This is a genomic window from Rheinheimera mangrovi (assembly GCF_003990335.1).
GTDB classification, from domain to species: domain Bacteria; phylum Pseudomonadota; class Gammaproteobacteria; order Enterobacterales; family Alteromonadaceae; genus Pararheinheimera; species Pararheinheimera mangrovi.
Genome location: NZ_CP034683.1, coordinates 2445877 through 2462467, shown reverse-complemented (window position 1 = coordinate 2462467; position 16591 = coordinate 2445877). Strand labels below are relative to the sequence as shown.

19 protein-coding genes are annotated in these 16591 nt (G+C 45.5%); 15 read left to right on the top strand and 4 right to left on the bottom strand.

Annotated features, from left to right (window positions below):
* From dcd to EK374_RS11035, 5 genes are all read left to right on the top strand, one after another.
* Positions 1-591 (top strand): dCTP deaminase, encoded by a 591-nt coding sequence (dcd, locus tag EK374_RS11055; RefSeq protein WP_127023283.1) that lies wholly within the window; start codon positions 1-3, stop codon positions 589-591.
* Between the two features lie 242 nt (positions 592-833).
* Entirely contained in the window at positions 834-1718 is an 885-nt protein-coding gene (locus EK374_RS11050; RefSeq protein ID WP_127023280.1) for a DMT family transporter, read from the top strand.
* Between the two features lie 196 nt (positions 1719-1914).
* A complete protein-coding gene (locus EK374_RS11045) occupies positions 1915-3432 on the top strand; it encodes a DUF3300 domain-containing protein (protein ID WP_127023278.1) in 1518 nt (505 codons plus the stop codon).
* Positions 3433-3509: 77 nt separating this feature from the next.
* Positions 3510-4436, top strand: coding sequence for a PER family extended-spectrum class A beta-lactamase (gene blaPER, locus EK374_RS11040; protein WP_127023275.1), 927 nt, complete (start codon positions 3510-3512; stop codon positions 4434-4436).
* Between the two features lie 73 nt (positions 4437-4509).
* The gene (locus EK374_RS11035) at positions 4510-5085 is read left to right on the top strand and encodes a glutathione S-transferase family protein (protein WP_127023272.1); all 576 of its coding nucleotides are present in this window, start codon (positions 4510-4512) and stop codon (positions 5083-5085) included.
* 35 nt (positions 5086-5120) lie between these two features.
* Here EK374_RS11035 and EK374_RS11030 read toward each other — a convergent pair whose 3' ends face one another.
* A complete protein-coding gene (locus tag EK374_RS11030; protein WP_127023269.1) occupies positions 5121-6962 on the bottom strand; it encodes an ABC transporter ATP-binding protein in 1842 nt (613 codons plus the stop codon).
* Positions 6963-7333: 371 nt separating this feature from the next.
* Between EK374_RS11030 and EK374_RS11025 the strand changes: the two genes are divergently transcribed.
* Positions 7334-7969: a hypothetical protein gene (locus EK374_RS11025; protein ID WP_127023266.1), complete on the top strand. Its 636-nt coding sequence runs from the start codon at positions 7334-7336 to the stop codon at positions 7967-7969.
* A 23-nt stretch (positions 7970-7992) separates the two neighbouring features.
* On the opposite strand, the gene EK374_RS11020 is transcribed toward EK374_RS11025, so the two are convergent.
* Genes EK374_RS11020 through EK374_RS11010 form a run of 3 tightly spaced genes read right to left on the bottom strand, consistent with a single transcriptional unit; the run spans position 7993 to position 9139 of the window.
* Complete coding sequence (locus tag EK374_RS11020; RefSeq protein ID WP_127023263.1) at positions 7993-8319, bottom strand: hypothetical protein; 327 nt, start codon at positions 8317-8319, stop codon at positions 7993-7995.
* Positions 8316-8807 (bottom strand): hypothetical protein, encoded by a 492-nt coding sequence (locus EK374_RS11015; RefSeq protein WP_127023260.1) that lies wholly within the window; start codon positions 8805-8807, stop codon positions 8316-8318. The genes EK374_RS11020 and EK374_RS11015 overlap by 4 nt, the downstream gene beginning before the upstream one ends.
* A 5-nt stretch (positions 8808-8812) precedes the next feature.
* Positions 8813-9139: a hypothetical protein gene (locus EK374_RS11010; protein ID WP_127023257.1), complete on the bottom strand. Its 327-nt coding sequence runs from the start codon at positions 9137-9139 to the stop codon at positions 8813-8815.
* A gap of 404 nt (positions 9140-9543) precedes the next feature.
* Between EK374_RS11010 and EK374_RS11005 the strand changes: the two genes are divergently transcribed.
* The 9 genes from EK374_RS11005 (at position 9544) to EK374_RS10970 (ending at position 16583) form a co-directional block, all read left to right on the top strand.
* Positions 9544-10110, top strand: coding sequence for a DUF4255 domain-containing protein (locus tag EK374_RS11005; RefSeq protein WP_127023254.1), 567 nt, complete (start codon positions 9544-9546; stop codon positions 10108-10110).
* Entirely contained in the window at positions 10107-10940 is an 834-nt protein-coding gene (locus EK374_RS11000; RefSeq protein WP_127023251.1) for a hypothetical protein, read from the top strand. The genes EK374_RS11005 and EK374_RS11000 overlap by 4 nt, the downstream gene beginning before the upstream one ends.
* Before the next feature lie 60 nt (positions 10941-11000).
* The gene (locus tag EK374_RS10995) at positions 11001-12581 is read left to right on the top strand and encodes a phage tail sheath family protein (protein ID WP_127023248.1); all 1581 of its coding nucleotides are present in this window, start codon (positions 11001-11003) and stop codon (positions 12579-12581) included.
* A 72-nt stretch (positions 12582-12653) separates the two neighbouring features.
* Positions 12654-13124, top strand: coding sequence for a phage tail protein (locus tag EK374_RS10990; RefSeq protein ID WP_127023245.1), 471 nt, complete (start codon positions 12654-12656; stop codon positions 13122-13124).
* Positions 13117-13575 carry a phage tail protein gene (locus EK374_RS10985; protein ID WP_127023242.1) on the top strand — a complete coding sequence of 153 codons (459 nt, stop codon included), beginning with the start codon at positions 13117-13119 and terminating at the stop codon, positions 13573-13575. Before EK374_RS10990 ends, EK374_RS10985 begins: the two co-directional genes overlap by 8 nt.
* A gap of 46 nt (positions 13576-13621) precedes the next feature.
* Positions 13622-13789, top strand: coding sequence for a DUF5908 family protein (locus EK374_RS20670; protein WP_164731860.1), 168 nt, complete (start codon positions 13622-13624; stop codon positions 13787-13789).
* Positions 13790-13807: 18 nt separating this feature from the next.
* Positions 13808-14485: a CIS tube protein gene (locus tag EK374_RS10980; protein WP_206099182.1), complete on the top strand. Its 678-nt coding sequence runs from the start codon at positions 13808-13810 to the stop codon at positions 14483-14485.
* Positions 14478-16265: a type VI secretion system tip protein VgrG gene (gene vgrG / locus EK374_RS10975; protein WP_127023240.1), complete on the top strand. Its 1788-nt coding sequence runs from the start codon at positions 14478-14480 to the stop codon at positions 16263-16265. Before EK374_RS10980 ends, vgrG begins: the two co-directional genes overlap by 8 nt.
* An 18-nt stretch (positions 16266-16283) precedes the next feature.
* A complete protein-coding gene (locus tag EK374_RS10970; RefSeq protein WP_127023237.1) occupies positions 16284-16583 on the top strand; it encodes a PAAR domain-containing protein in 300 nt (99 codons plus the stop codon).
* The last annotated feature ends 8 nt before the right edge of the window (positions 16584-16591 follow it).

Sequence of the window (16591 nt, the reverse complement as noted above, 5' to 3'; positions counted from 1 at the left end):
ATGAGATTGTGTGACCGCGACATTGAAGCCTATATCGAAGCAGGCAAGATCCAAATTACGCCACGGCCAACACCAGACATGATCAGCGGTGTCAGTGTGGATATTCGCTTAGGCCATAAATTCCGCACTTTCCGCGCTTACGCAGCACCTTTTATCGATCTGAGTGGCCCACGCGAAGAAGTGGATTTAGCGCTGAATTCAGTGATGAGTGATGAAATTGTATTAACAGATGACGAAGCTTTTTTTCTGCACCCGGGCGAACTGGCTTTGGCTATCACGCTTGAATCTGTCACTTTGCCTGCCGACATTGTAGGCTGGTTAGATGGTCGTTCTTCCTTAGCCCGCCTTGGTTTAATGGTGCATGTGACAGCTCATCGTATCGACCCGGGTTGGTCTGGCAATATAGTGCTGGAGTTTTACAACAGTGGTCGTTTACCGCTGGCGCTTCGGCCTAATATGAAAATTGGCGCACTGAATTTCGAGACCATGACAGGTGAAGCTGCCCGTCCTTACAACAAAAGAGTGGATGCAAAGTATCAACAGCAAACCGGTGCTGTGGCCAGCCGTATTAGTCAGGACGATCCTAAATAAAGAGCTACTGATCCAGAAATGAAAAAGCCCATACAAAATGGTATGGGCTGAAGCAATAAAGCAAAAATGAAGCGGGGTAATTATGCAATATCTCTGCATAGCTTCGCAACCCGGCTTTTTGGGTTTTTTTCATTTTTTTGCGAAAAAACTGAATATCTAGTTAGTAAAACAGAATTTATCCAAAGACTTCCTAGGCCTGGTCATAGCACCACCCTGAGGTTGATTGCGTACAGGAGTATTAAATGCAGGCAGCCAGTTTTATCCGTCTGTTCAGTTTGGCCGCCATCTGGGGGTCTTCATTTTTGTTTATGCGCATTGCAGTCGGAACTTTAGGTCCTGCTGCTTTGATGACGGGCAGGGTGTTATTTGCTGCTTTATTTTTGGGACTGATGGGCTGGTTGCTTAAAAAGCATCAGCTGGATTTAAAAAATAACTGGAAGCACTTTTTTATTCTCGGTTTTTTTAACTCTGCCTTGCCGTTTTTATTGTTTGCCTATGCAGCTCAAACTTTAACAGCTTCGGTGTTATCTGTGCTTAATGCGACAGCTCCTATCTGGGGCGCTTTGATTGGTATTGTGGTGTTCCGGCAAGCTTTAACTTTTCGAATTGCGACGGGTTTAATTCTTGGCATCAGCGGCGTCGCTATACTGGTAGGCTTTGACCCTGTAGTACTGGAACCTGGTGCTTTAGTTGCTGTATTTTGCGCCGCTGGCGCCGCCTTTTGTTATGGCATAGCCACTCACTATACCCGTCTGGCAAAAACTGTAGCCCCTTATACCAATGCGCATGGCAGTATGTGGACATCAGCTTTGATGCTGGCTCCTGTCATGCTGTTATTCCCGATACAGGCAGATATCAGTTTGAATGTGGCTGCAGCTGTATTAGCCCTTGGGGTTATTTGTACAGGCGTAGCTTATTTACTCTTTTTCCGCCTGGTGCAGGACGAAGGCGCGACTCCGGCTTTAACCGTCACTTTTCTTATTCCGGTATTTGGTGTGTTCTGGGGCCATGTGTTTTTAAATGAAGTGTTAGGTTGGCATACTTTTGTGGGGGTTGCCGTGGTGATCACCGGCACTTCGCTGGTCACAGGTTTTAAACCTTCAGCTCTTTTCAGAGTCAAAGCCTAGAAGACAAACAGAGTAAACAAAACCAGCTGCAAGTTAACAGGTTATTCAGAGAATGTTCATGCAGCGGTTGTTATAACTTGATGCAAGCTGGTGGTAAATGCATCAGCCACAGATTTTGGAGTGTTGCGTCGGATCTCGCTACACTTTTACCCATAGATCCGGGTTTTAGCGGCCACAACTGTGGCAGGAGCTTACAATGCGTGCCCTGATGAAATGCTTACCTTTGCTTTCAGCGGCTTTATTTCCAGCCTTGTTAGTTGCCCCTGTGGCAGCACAACAGACCGCCAGTGCCGGTAGCACTGTGCAAAGTTTTAGTCAGGCTGAGCTGGACGCTATGCTTGCTCCTATTGCTCTGTACCCGGATACTGTGTTGTCGCATGTACTGATTGCTTCCACTTATCCATTGGAAATTATTAAAGCCAATCGTTGGGTAGAAGAACATCCAGGTTATAGTGCTGAGCGGGCACTGGATGAAGTGGAAGATTTGGATTGGGATCCAAGTGTAAAAGCTTTAGTCCCTTTCCCGCAACTGCTTGAACGTATGAGTGATGACATCGACTGGACCCAACGTTTGGGCGATGCATTTTTAGGTCAGGAAGCCCAGGTGATGACCAGTATCCAGACCTTGCGTAATAAAGCTTATGCCTCGGGTAATCTGGATAAACAGCAACATATCAAAGTGGTGAGGGAAGAAAAAACCATCATCATTGAATCTGCTTCGCCACAAGTGGTGTATCTGCCATATTATGACCCACAAATTGTGTATGGACCCTGGTGGTGGCGCAGCTATCCGCCAGTGTATTGGCATGTGCCTGTGGGTTATGCGGTGCATCGTGGTTTTTCCTGGGGTGTTGGTATTCAGATTGCACCGGGATTCTATTTCAGCAGCTTTCACTGGCCGCGCCGTCAGATTGTGGTGATCGATCATCATCATCATTGGCGCGACCCCTATTACTATCGCAGCCACCAGATAGTACATCACAAAAATTCGCATCATTGGCGTCACAACCCGCACCACAGACGTGGTGTCAGTTACCACGCCGGTTACCAGCCAACCCGTGAGTTCAGCGGCAATCGTAGCTATCAGAACAGGGATCAGCACCGTGAATGGGCTGCTCAAACACGCGAGAACAAGGGCTATGCTCCGGATCGCAAGTTTAATCATGAGAAAGAACAACGCTTCGCCGACAAAGAGCGTCAGTTTGAACGCAATAAAAAAGGTGATGATCTTATTCGTCGTGCGAAAGAAGAAGGTCCACGAGCTCAGGTTGAACCTGGCAAGTCACGTGAAGTAAGGGATAGGGATCAGGTGTTACGTCAGGAACTGATCAAGAACCGTGAACAACAGAGATTTGAACGGCCGGAGCAACAGCCGAGGCAAGACATAGCGCGCCCTGAACGCTCTTATCAGCCTACGCGCCCTGAGCAAGCTAAATTTGAACGCCCCGTGCAACAGCCAAGGCCAGAACCTAATTACCAGACACCTCGGGTAGAACAACCCAGGGTGGAACGTAGTTACCAGACACCACGGGTAGAACAACCTAGGGTGGAACGTAGTTACCAGACACCACGGGTAGAACAGCCTCGGGTGGAACGTAATTATCAGGCACCTCGTATCGAACAACAGCGAATGGAACGTCCTCGCAGTGAAGCTCCTCGTGTCGAGAGAGCACGGGCTCAGGCTCCGGAAATGCGGAACAGGGAAATCAACTAACAGTATGAAACAAAATACAAAAGGCAGCTGCGGCTGCCTTTTGTACAATCCACTAAAAAAATAACAAGGACAGTCGTATGAATGTCATCACAAAATGTATTTTCACCACTTTTGCTCTGCTGATACTTGGCTTGAGTTCATTTGTAGTATCAGCTCAGTCTCCTTTGTTAAAAGAGCAGATTGAAACCATAGTGACGGGTAAAAAGGCCACTGTAGGTGTAGCAGTGTGGGGGCCTGACGATCTGGAACCTTTGTTGCTGAATCCATTTGAAAAGTTTCCGATGCAAAGTGTATTTAAACTGCATTTGGCCATGTTAGTTCTGCATCAGGTCGATCAGGGGAAACTGAGTTTAAATCAGTCTGTTACTGTTAATCGTGCTGCAGTATTACAAAATACCTGGGCGCCTATAATGAAAGAATATCAAGGCGATGAATTTGCTGTTCCGCTGCAACAACTGCTGCAGTACTCGGTATCCCACAGTGATAACGTAGCCTGCGATTTGTTATTTGAACTGGTGGGCGGGCCGCAAGCTTTGCATGCTTATATTCAGTCTTTAGGCGTTAAGGAAGTTGCCGTGGTAGCAAATGAAGCGCAAATGCATGCGGATGATCAGGTGCAATATCAAAACTGGACGTCGATGAAAGCAGTGGCTCAACTTTTGAAAAAGTTTGAACAAAAAAAGCAGTTATCTGAAACCTCTCAGGCTTTATTGTGGAAATGGATGGTTGAAACCACCACAGGACCACAGCGGTTAAAAGGCTTATTGCCGGTGGGTACTATTGTGGCGCATAAAACCGGCACTTCGGGCATCAGAGCCGGTAAAACCGCTGCGACGAATGATGCGGGAGTCATTATGTTGCCTGATGGGAGGCCATTATTGGTGGCGGTATTTGTCAAGGATTCGGCTGAATCAGAACGAATCAATGAAGCTATTATTGCGCAGGTTGCCCAAGCGGCTTATCAGTTTGAACTGAAAAAAATCTCTGCAGTGAGCCCGGATTGAACAAAAATCAGCACTATCTAAACGACTTATTAAAGGTATAAACTGCAGTCATGATCTAAAAATGGAGTAGGTTATGCAGTTATTAGGTTCGGTCGCTTCGCCTTTTGTGCGTCGTTTACGTTTAGTGCTGGCTGGTCAGCCTTATCAGTTTGTAGCTTTGAATATTTTTGAATCCGAAGGCCGTTCTGTGCTGGTAAAACACAACCCGGCCCGTAAAGTGCCGGTGTTGGTGGATAATGAACAGGTTATTTTTGATTCCGGTGTGATTTACCGTTATCTGACGCAAAAGTTAAAACTACCGCCTTTGAGCTGGGATCAGGAAAACAGCCTGACGACGATCAACGCCTGCACAGATTCGCTGGTTGAACTATTGCTTTGTAAACGTTCAGGTTTCGATGTGACTGAAGATAAGTTGTTTTTTAATCTACAGCATGAGCGTATTCAGGCAACTCTGGAAGCCTTAGAGCAACAGATCAGGGCAGGGCAATTTGGTCAATGGGACTACACGGCTATTAGCCTGTATACATTAATTGACTGGATTTTATTCCGTGATCTGGTTGATTTAAAGCCTTTTCCAGTGTTATTGCAGTTCAGAACTGAGCACTTAAAACAGCCTATGGTGGCTGAAACTGATCCGCGTTTAAGCTAAAGGCAGGGGCAGAGCTGTTAGCTCTGACCCAGTGACTATTCCACACCAATAAAACCACCGGTTTGATGCGCCCATAACTGCGCATAAATACCACCTTTGGCGATCAGTTCCTGATGGCTGCCTTGCTCAACGATACGACCCTGGTCCAGCACTATCAGCCTGTCCATGGCAGCTATAGTAGATAAACGGTGTGCTATCGCTATCACAGTTTTTCCTATCATCAGCTGAGTCAGACTGTGCTGAATGGCCGCCTCCACTTCTGAATCCAGTGCTGAGGTTGCTTCATCCAGAATAAGGATAGGAGCGTTTTTCAATAACACCCGTGCTATAGCAATACGCTGACGTTGACCACCTGATAGTTTTACACCACGTTCGCCGACCTGAGCGTCGTAGCCACTATTGCCTTTAGGGTCGGTCAGTTCCTGAATAAAAGCATCGGCTTCGGCCAAGCGAGCTGCTTCAATCATTTCTGCTTCGGTAGCACCAGGGCGACCATATAGAATGTTTTCACGCACAGTGCGGTGCAGCAAAGAGGTATCCTGCGTCACCATTGCGATATGAGCACGTAAGCTTTCCTGTGATACGGTTTTTATGTCCTGGCCATCTATTAAAATCTGGCCGGAATTAACATCATAAAAACGCAGTAACAAGTTCACCAGCGTCGATTTACCTGCACCAGAGCGACCCACTAATCCTACTTTTTCACCCGGTTTAATCGATAATTCAAGGCCATCAATGACGGGGCCATGTTCGCCTGCGGCTTTACCGTAGTTAAAGTTAAGTTGTTTAAATTCAATCTGTCCCTCTGGTACTTCGATAGGCTTAGCCGTTGCTATGTCAACGATTTGCTGAGGCTGAGACAAAGTGGCAATGCCATCAGCCACAGTACCTATATTTTCAAACAGCGCACTGACTTCCCACATGATCCATTGCGACATACCGTTTAAACGCAACGCCAGACTGACGGCTATGGCAATAGAACCCACAGTGACAGCATTGACCGACCATAACCATATCGCCAGAGTAGCGATAGAGAATACCAACAGATAATTCAGGCCCTGCACACAAATATTCAGCCAGGTGGCTAGACGCATTTGTTTGTATACAGGCACCAGAAACAGCTGCATGCTGTCGCGGGCATAATCAGATTCACGTGCTGTGTGAGAAAACAGTTTAATGGTACTGATATTGGTGTAGCTGTCGACAATACGGCCTGTCATTTCTGAGCGAGCGTCGGCCTGTTCAGTAGCAACCTGTTTTAGGCGCGGCACAAAATAGAACTGTAAGCCGGTGTAGATAACTAACCATGCAAGCATAGGCAGTACCAAGCGCCAGTCAGCATCTGCTATCAGATACACCATAGAACCAAAATAAACCACTACATACACCATTACATCCAGCAGCTTGGTGGCGGTTTCGCGCACAGCCAGAGCCGTTTGCATAACCTTAGTGGCGATACGGCCGGCGAATTCATTCTGATAAAAGCCAAGGCTTTGTTTTAATAAATAACGGTGCGCTAACCAGCGAATCGACATAGGGTAGTTACCCAATATCGTCTGGTGGATCAATGCTGAGTGGAAAAATACTAAAGCGGGTAGCACTACCAGCATCACGACTGCCATGGTGATTAAGGTATCTTGCTCTTCCTGCCAGAAGGTGTCCGGGTTTTTATTCACCAGCCAATCCACCAATTGGCCCATATAACCAAATAATGAGACTTCCAGCGCAGCCAGCAGCGCTGTTGCAATAGACATCAGGATCAGCGGCAGCACCATACCTTTGCTGTAGTGCAAACAAAACGCAAATAAGCCTTGAGGCGGCTGAGTTGGCTCGTCATCAGGGAAAGGTTTGGTTAATCGTTCAAAAAAGCCCAGCATAAAATTCCTCAGAGGCGACGAAAAAGTCGGTTATTGTACGTCAAAGTTTAAAAAACAGATGTAACTATTTGATGAACGACTGTTTTACAGCGGTCACTTTATTCGATGCGCAGTGGTGTCAGATCTGCAGAATTACCCAATTAAGCCGCAGATAGTTGAAAATAAATACAAAAAAATATGAAAAAACCAAAAGAGTTGATATCACGATAACTCAGCAGCTTAGATTTACCAGCAAACCTGAAATAGGTAATTATCGAAAAATCTATAACTTAGCGTTATTTTAGCTGGCTTGCAAAGCCCTTGATGCTTTCTACACTCAACACATAGAGTACCCGATTAAGGGTGTTGTCTCGTCTTACAGGAGTGTTGAAATGGATGCCAAAGAAATACTGCTACATATAAAACAAGCTGAGCTGCAATCAGAGTTAATCCTTGAAGCCGGACAGGAGCTGGACCGGGCCATTAAACAATTGCATGATTGGTCTGAAGACTGGGATTGTCAACGGAGGGCTTGTGAAGATATGTACGACGCCGTACATCTTATTTTGATCCATACCTACCAATTATCCCGGATATTCTGGCCCGCCAAATGCTGCGGAGAGCAGGGGCTGGAACTATGTCACAGGGCTATGGCGCTGCGTGGTGAAATTAACTTACCTGATCTTAATCATGCACTTCGTAATCAAGCCTTGTGGCGACATGCAGATGAGTTGGATCATTCAGTTCGGGATAGTAGTAATAATAAACTGCGTCGTTACAACGCTCATCACTTAACCAGTTTTAATCAGGTGATTACGTGGATGGACAACGAAGCTATGTTTTGCTGGCTTGAGCCTGCCAGTAAAACCTTTGTGTTCCATACCGAGGAGTTTAATCTGGCAGAGTTGTTGGATGCAGTGCGTCAGGTTCAACTGGCGATCCAGCATTACTTAAAAAAGCAGCATCTGCCAAACCTAAGTCTGGCCAGACCTGCGTTTTATCAGTATCAGAAACAATGGGCTAACTAAATGCTGCGGCAGATCAAAGGTCGCTATTTAGTCAGCCTGATAAAGCCATAACTCTCAATATCCAGCACTTTGTTTTGTTTTAAGCTTTCTGCTACTTCTGCCTGGAAGTCTTCTACATACAGATGCAAGTCGTCTTGAAACTGTTCGTCTAGTTGACTGCGCTCTTCAGCTTCGCTGGTTCTTTGCACATCAAAGGCTTGCATACAAAGTTTGTGCGCTCTGAGTTCCATTTGCTGTGAAACCCGCTGTTCTATTTCTTTCACTGTTAAGTGGCGACAAGTTTTTTTATACCAAAAGAGGCCACTTAACATCAGTACAGCCAGCACGATCAGTGATAAAAATTCAATCATAAGACGACTCCTTTTCTTAGAGTTTGTATATCCTGAACAAACCAGAAGATAGCGAATGGCACTACAGAAATATTAATAGAAACAATGGTATATTTGTACATTTCAGATAACAAGTTTGTATCAAAAATCATTCTGTCGGCGTATCGCATAAACTGCAAAGCACATAAGCTTAACAAGCAGACCATGATATAGCGGGTCAGTTTACTAGCTGGAATATCGTGTACTATATGTAATTTGTAAATACACCAAACACACAATACATCAACAGCACTCCAAGTGATGTACCAAAACGATGGCCCTGTATCTTCATAGACAGTTGCGAGATCCATTACAAAGGGTTGTGCTTTATCCATAACCAAATTGCCTATAACCCATACGGTTAAGGCTATTCTTGAGGAAATATCTAGCTTATAGACCATGGATACAATCAACAACAGAAAACAAATCAACCACAATACATGGTCAATTCTGTAAGCAAATTCGCCCATTTTTATTAAACCACACCGTTGTCCTCTTCCTTTTCTTTATCTTTATCCTTGATTGGTGGTTCGTTACCAGAACCATTCCCTAAGGTGGTCATAGGTGGCTCGTTGCCCCAGCCTCCACCTAAAGTTTTGATTGGAGGCTCATTGCCCGACCCATTGCCTAAGGCTTCTGCCTCCAAATCTGCAGCAAATTTAGCCTTTGCTTCAGCAGATAATGTCACTGTATCTGCAGTAGAAGGTGCAGTTGTAGTATTGGTTTTAGTCTGGGCTGCAGGAGCAACAGTCTGTGGTGTTGGTGTAGCTACTGTGCTTGGTGTATTTAAATTGACTTGCATAGCTGTTCCTTATTTTTGTCACTAAATCAGAAAATGAATGTACACGAACTGTCTATAAAAAAGCCAATAAATTTTTTGAAAAATTAGATTTTTCTGAAAAAGGTCATTATTTAATGGAATCAAATGTCAGGCATAAAAAATCCGTCCAGATATTAGATACTATACCGTAACATCTTAGAACTGTTACCTCGTTGATACTTAACTCTGAATCGATACGCCACTACTCTTGAAATCGCGATCACACAGTTGTTTTGCGTCAGTTAAGGGAATAGTCCGGCGATTCGAAAGATACAGTGCGAGGTAACGAAGTTCGTCAGCACCAAATGCTATTCCCCACTACCGCAATAACAGTTCGTCCAGTACTACAGATCTCACACAAGTAGCGGATTTACAGGATAAATAACATGATTGGTGTTTCACTCGAATACATTCGAAAAGTATTGGATCAAAGCCTGATGACGCATTTTGGGATGGAAGCAAGTGTCGTCGTATTAAACAATCTGGTTGATATGAATGGTAATTCACCGCAAAAAAATCAAAACAAACTGGTAGTCACTCTGGTTAATCTGGAATACGAGATCAATAAGCAGTTTTATGGCGGACAACGGCAGGACGCTGCGCAAATAAGTCGCACCAATCCGGCGGTCTGTTTTAATCTTGATATTCTGGTCTCTGCAAACTTCGACGAATATAGCGAAGCACTAAAGTTTCTGACCGCTACTATTGGTTTTTTTCAAGAAAATCTCTCTTTTACACGTGCCAATCATCCGGCTCTTCCTGAAGGGATCTCAGCTCTACAGTTTGAGATAGAAAATTCTCCTTCAGGCAAAACTCATAATTTATGGACAGCTTTGGGGGCGAAGTATTTGCCTTCGATGATTTATAAAATCAGACATGTGAGCGTGCTCTCCGGCCAAATTAAGGGCGCTTTCGCTGCAGTACAAGATACATCAGCTGTGGCACAGCCATGAATAAGCAACTCTTTCAAATACAGCTGTTGCATGGCTATTTTGCGGATGGTTTATATCAATACTGCAAAGTCCTGGTAGATAGCGACACTAAAAAACTGATGGACCGATACAAACTTCTGACCAGAATGCGCGATGGAATATTTAGTGTGTATATGACATGCCAGGATGGTGCGGTGGCTTTTGTCAGTTACCTGAATGACCAGCTGCAGGGCGAGCCGCTGAGGTTTTTATTGGCGGCTAATGAGGAGCAGTTTGTATCTATAACCGATGTACCATTCGATTGGTGTGGTCAGATGGGGTTCAGTTCAAAACTCACAATCCCGGAAAACACACCGAGTGGTACACCACTTCAACTGAAAGCTGAGTTGGGCAACAGGACTGTTAGCCAACAAAACGTGATTGGTGTGATCTGCATTTATCTGGACGATCTGTTGGTGATGGGCTGTAACAGCATTTGCTATGTCATTGAGTTCAAGGCCAGAGCTATGCATTGGGTGTATTACCTGATCAATCGCAGCCAAACGAAATTAAATAACCCGATGATCTGTAATAAAGAACGTTATTTTTTCGATGGTCCTGAGTCTGTAGTTCTGTCGAATGGAGAAAAGGGTCTGAGTTTCAACTCAGGAGACAGGCTTTTTCCTTTGGAGCAGGTCCCCACTAAATTGTTCGATTTAGTGGATCGGTTGCCAGCATCAATGCACACAGAATTTCAGCCTGTTGAACACTGTTTGATCCAAGGTTTACCTACACCAAATGCAGGGCAATTTTCAGTCAGACAGAAAGATACGAAAAAGTATATGTGCAGTGAAATGTATATCTATTTGTAGTGGGCGAGCGATACCAACTTAAACAAGAATTCTCATCTGAAAGAAAGGGCGATAAACAAAATGAGCACTACCTTTGCAACCCCAGGCGTATATATTAATGAGATTAATGGATTTCCTAATTCTGTAGTTCCAGTGGCTACCGCTGTCCCTGCATTTATTGGTTATACACCAACTGCAGAATACCAGGGTAAATCTTATTACAATAAACCTTTTAAGATCAGTTCTTTCGCTGAGTTTCAGGCGATTTTCATGCTGCCGAATCCACCACCACCTGCTGATCCTGCCAGGCAATACAGTCCACAGTATTATCTGGTTGCGCAAAAAACAGTACCTACGGCAGGTGAGTATTTGTCATTGGGCGGACAGTATTATTCGATATTGCCAGACCCGAATACCATTTACTATTTGTACAACAGCATTCGATTGTTTTATCAAAATGGCGGGGGCGACGCCTACATAGTCGCTGTCGGTTCTTATGGCCCGGCCAGCGGAAAACCAATGACAGATCCGGCAGTGAGTGTGGTCAACCCGAATGTACAATTAGCCGATTTGCAGCGTGGTTTGGCTTTGTTAACGAAAGAGCCTGAACCGACTATGTATATATGTCCGGAAGCGACACTGTTGTCGCTAGACGACAATACCACCTTGATGGAAACCATGTTGTTGCAGGCAGAAACCATGCAAACAGCTGTATGTATCTTCGATGTGATTGGTGGCGCAAATCCCGACCCGATTTTATACACCAACGACATCCAGAATTTCCGCAACAGTACAGGCAGTGCAGGTCTTAACTACGGCATTAGTTATTACCCCTTTATTGGCACTACGATTATGCAGTCCACTGATATCGATTTCACCAACTTGTTTGGTGGCGATACAAAGCAGCTTGCAGCCATTCTGAACCCGCCGTCAGCACCAAATCCGGTTGCGGCGCAAATTCTTAGCATGATCCAGACACCTCCTGTCAAGCCTTTGACAAACAGTCAGCTGCAGGCAGCCCTTTTGGTCGCAAGCCCAGTCTATGGGCAGATCATTAATCATGTGCTGACCGAGGCAAATATTCTGCCGCCAAGTGGCGCTATGGCAGGTGTTTACACGGTAAATGATCAAGAGGCCGGCGTCTGGAACTCTCCTGCGAACACCTCAATTGTTGGCGCTGTGTCGTTACCCATACGTTTGAGCGACAGTGATCAGGAAAATCTGAACATTGATGCAGTTTCAGGAAAATCCATCAACGCCATCCGTTTCTTTAACGGCCAGGGCATATTGATTTGGGGCGCCAGAACACTGGATGGCAATAGCCAGGACTGGCGCTATATTTCCGTGCGCAGAACCATGACCTTTCTGGAGCAATCGATCAAGTTGGCCGCTCGGGCTTACGTCTTTTCACCCAATAACGCAAACACCTGGGCAGCACTGCAAAGCATGATCAGTAGTTTTCTGACGGGAGTCTGGCAGGACGGTGGTTTACAAGGTGCTTCTCCGGCTGCCGCTTTTAGTGTCAGTGTCGGCTTGGGTACCACCATGACTGCAGATGATTTGCTTAACGGCTATATGCGGATATCGGTCAAAGTGGCTGTGGTTCATCCTGCTGAATTTATAGTTATTTCGTTTGAGCAACAACAGGCCACATCCGGTTAATTTGGGCTTGGTAGCCTGTGAGTGATTCATTAAGCAGACCGTTTTTATTTTAATTTTAATCGAGGATTTATCATGGCTGATACAGGTGTAAAAGAAGGCTCAACCTGGCCAATGCCCAAATTTCGTTTTGACGTTGACTTCGGTACTGAGTTGACAGGGATCTCGTTCCAGGAAGTCTCAGGGATGGATAAAGAGGTTCAGGTTATTGAATACCGTGCCAGTAACAATCCGTTGTTCTCCACCATAAAAATGCCCGGCATTGTGAAATATGGCAACGTCACGATGAAACGCGGGATTTTTGTTGGTGACAATACCTTCTGGAACTGGATGTCGGAAATCACGATGAACACCATAGCGCGCCGCACTGTCATCATCAGGCTGCTGAATGAGGCGGGTAAGGTGACCATGCAATGGAGTTTAGCCAATGCCTGGCCAACAAAAATCACCAGCACTGACTTGAAGTCTGATGGCAATGAAGTGGCAGTGGACACGATAGAAATTGCCTATGAGTCTTTGACTATTACCAATACAAATAATGCTTGATTTAAAAACAGGTTTTTATTTTGGCTTAGCAATTTCCCGCAGCACTGGCAGCGATGTTGGCTTTCAGGAAGTTTCAGGTTTGAGTGCTGAAATTGGCGTTGAGGAGGTGGTGAGTGGGGGCGAGAATCGTTTTAAGTATCGGTTACCCGGTATCACCACCTACCCAAATCTGGTTTTAAAACGGGGTATCGCATCGGAAGCATCACCGCTTATTAAGTGGTGCCAGCTTACCCTTGATTCAGGTCTTGCGAAGCCAATTATTGTCAAAGATATTTCATTGAATTTGCTGAATGAACATGGCGAGTCCTGCATGAGTTGGGATTTTGTCAGGGCTTACCCGATCAAATGGTCGGTAAGCGATTTGAAGGCGCAGGAAAGCAGCATTCTGATTGAGACCATTGAGTTGGCTTATCAATATTTTACGGTGAACGATAGCCGGAATAAAAAATGATTTGCCGATTCAGAATTTATAAAAATGAATTAGTGGGTGAATAGAAATGCCAGTAGAAATTCGTGAACTCATCATCAAAACCCATATCGCAAGCCATGCGGTGCGGGAAGAAAAAAGCCGTGCTGTGGAACAATCCGCATTGAGTCAGAAAATCGTCCAGGATTGTTTAAAGAAGCTGAAAAAACAATCGCCAAAAACCAGTTTTGATCGTTAAACGGAGCTTGGTTTCTCTATGAGCAATATGAAAATAGTGGCGTATAGCGATGGAACCTTCACGACCAAAGTGGCCAAAGGCGACTACGAAGTCATGCTCAATCCTGAAAAACTGCAATGGAACCGCAGTATTCAATACAACGAAGAAACCAGTATCGATAGCAGTGCTCCTGCGTCCAAATACAGCAAGACGTTAAGTGAAAAGTTGAGTTTCGATCTGGTGATCGACTGCACTGGCGTGGTTGATAGCAAAAGGGTGAATTTACCAAATGAAGTGAGCAAGCTATCGAAAGTGATTTACGACTATAACGGTGACATTCACCGCCCTAATTACGTCATTATTAATTGGGGCAGTGGCCTGGCCTTTAAATGTGTATTAACCAGCTTCAATTTGTCCTACACATTTTTTAAGCCCGATGGTACTCCGCTCAGAGCGAAGATTTCGCTTGAATTCTCGTCGTCTATTGATGCGGCCACTTTGGCGAAAAAAGATGATAAAAAATCCCCTGATATGAGCCATTTGGTCAGCATTGTTGAAGGCGACAATTTGCCGCAAATCTCTAATCAGATTTACCTCTCGCCCAATTACTATCTGCAAATCGCGCAGTTTAATAGCCTGAATAAGTTCAGACGTTTGCATCCCGGAGTGGTATTGACAGTGCCGCCTCTGAAGCCAGGAAATACGACAAATGCCTAATACAAAACCTGGCGGTGTTGTGACATGTAGCATCAAGACGGCTGGCTCCGCCATACCGGATGCCTATCAGGTGTATGCCATACATATTGAGCAGACGATTAACCGTATTGCAACTGCCACTATTTCCTTGTTGGACGGCGACGCCGCCAAAGAATCTTTTGTCATCAGCGCTTCGGCTGTTTTTGTGCCGGGCAACGAGATCAGTATCGAAGTGGGCTACGACAGTAAAAACACACTGCTCTTTAGTGGCATAGTAACGAAACAATCACTGCGTGTAGCCAACACCAGCGGCCCCATACTTGAGATCGAATGCAAAGATAAAGCGGTAAAAATGACTGTCGGGCGCAAAAGCGCTGCCTTTAGCAAAACTAAGGACAGTGATGTGATCAGTACGCTGATCCAGGCTCAGGCAGGGTTAACTGCGTCTGTCACAGCTACTTCAAACCAATTAGCCGAATTGGTGCAATATTATGTGACTGATTGGGACTTCATGTTGGCGCGTGCTGAAGTGAACAGCATGCTGGTCAGCACCATCAATAATAAAGTGACGGTGTTTAATCCTGTCACAGAGACCTCTTCTGTTCTGACTTTGACCTACGGCAACAATCTATTTGAATTTAATGCCGACCTGAACGCCATCACTCAGTTGGCACAGGTCACCGCGAGCGCCTGGGATTACCCCAATCAAAAATTAACCACAGCGCAGGCTGCTAATAATCTGGCAGGCCCTGGGAATTTAAGCAGCAAAACGCTTTCTGAAGTGGTGGGGTTAGCCAACTACGAGCTGCAAACAACGGCCGCAGAGAGCACTGATGAACTCCAAAGTTGGGCCAAAGCACAGATGTTAAAAAGTGAATTGTCCAAAATAACAGGAGATGCGCGCTTTCAGGGTACAGCTGTGGTTGTGCCCGGAAATTATGTGACCCTGGCCGGCATGGGCGCTCGTTTTGATGGCGATCATTTCGTGTCTTCGGTGCGGCATGACATTTCTGATGGTAACTGGGCTACTGAAGTCAATATTGGCTTGTCGCAAGAATGGTTTGTGCAAGAACATGAAGTGGAAGCGCCGTCTGCAGCTGGATTAGTACCCGGCATTGCAGGCTTGTTTAACGCAACTGTTGTCAAAATAAACGCCGATCCGGATAGCGAATATCGGATCCTGGTTGAGGTCGCGTTGTTTAACGACCAAGGGGCAGGCTTATGGGCAAGGCTGGCCAATTTTTATTCAACCCAAGGGCAAGGCGCATTCTTTTTACCTGAAGTTGGCGACGAAGTCATTCTGGGTTTTTTGAACCAGGACCCGCGTTATCCGGTGATCCTCGGTAGTGTTTACAGTCAAAAAAACAAGCCATATTCCGATTTTACTCCAAATGAAAAAAACAGCATGAAAGGCATAGTCACTAAAAGTGAGCTGCGCATCATGTTTGATGACGAAAACAAAATACTGACGCTGACCACGCCGGGGCAAAACACAGTTGTATTGGATGACAAAAATAAGCAGATCGAAGTGAAAGACGAGAATGGCAACTCACTGCTGATGACCTCGTCAGGTATCACCATCAAAAGCGATAAAGACATTAACTTACAGGCAGGGCAAAAGGTCAGTATCAAGGGCAATACCGGCATTGATATTCAAAGCTCTGGTGGCGATGTCAGCACAACAGGGAACAATATTAAGGATACGGCCCAGCTGCAGTATTCGGCAAAAGGCAACATGACAGCTCAGGTTCAGGGGGGCACAGAGCTAACCCTGAAAGCCGCTATGGTCATGATTAATTGAGTGTTAGGGAGAGAACCTATGCCACCTGCAGCCCGCTTAACAGATTTTCATGTGTGCCCTATGGTGACGCCTGGATTGCCACCTATCCCTCATGTCGGAGGTCCAGTCTCTGCGCCTGGTGCACCTACAGTTCTGATTGGTAAATTGCCGGCTGCCAAAGTCGGTGATATGGCGGTTTGCGTTGGCCCACCGGATTCGATAGTGAAAGGATCGTCCACTGTCATGATTAATAATATGCCTGCAGCCAGAATGGGGGATTCTACGGCGCATGGTGGTTCTATTGTGTTGGGTTGTTTTACCGTCATCATTGGAGGCTAAGTGATCAA